The organism is Oleiphilus sp. HI0043 (assembly GCF_001634935.1).
In genome coordinates this window covers 1-546 of sequence record NZ_LWEY01000059.1, presented here as the reverse complement: position 1 = coordinate 546, position 546 = coordinate 1, and the positions used below count along the sequence as shown (strand labels likewise).

The following is a 546-nucleotide window of genomic DNA, read 5'->3' as shown; positions in this document are numbered from 1 at the left end:
TGAAATTATTGCGGGCGAAAGGCGTTGGCGGGCAGCACAAATCGCTCAGCTCGATAAAGTCCCCGCAATTATTCGTGATGTTGAAGATGATGCGGCTGTTGCAATGGCGCTTATCGAGAATATTCAGCGTGAAAACCTTAATGCAATGGAAGAAGCCNCCGCTTTACAGCGTTTGCAAGATGAGTTTGAACTTACCCAAAGCGAAGTAGCTGAAGCCGTTGGTAAATCGAGGTCAACCGTGACTAACTTGCTTCGCCTGATCAACCTAACAGATGAAGTAAAGTTGATGCTAGAGCATGGCGACTTGGAGATGGGCCATGGCAGAGCGATGTTATCGTTAGATACCGAGCGACAGATAATTGTGGCTCGTCAGGTTGAGTTGAAGTCGCTTTCAGTACGACAGACCGAAGCACTCGTCCGTCGCCTAATAGAAGACAAGCCTACAAATAAAGCAGCTAAGCCAAAACCCGATGCCGATATATCACGCTTACAAGAAGATCTATCTGAAAAAGTAGGTGCAGAAGTGAGTGTTCAGCATTCAAATAC

Annotated in this window: 1 protein-coding gene; it reads left to right on the top strand. The window is 46.6% G+C overall.

The genetic code is table 11. The features are described from left to right. On the top strand, positions 1-546 hold a 546-nt coding region (locus A3729_RS01365; protein WP_156497568.1), incomplete at both ends, for a ParB/RepB/Spo0J family partition protein.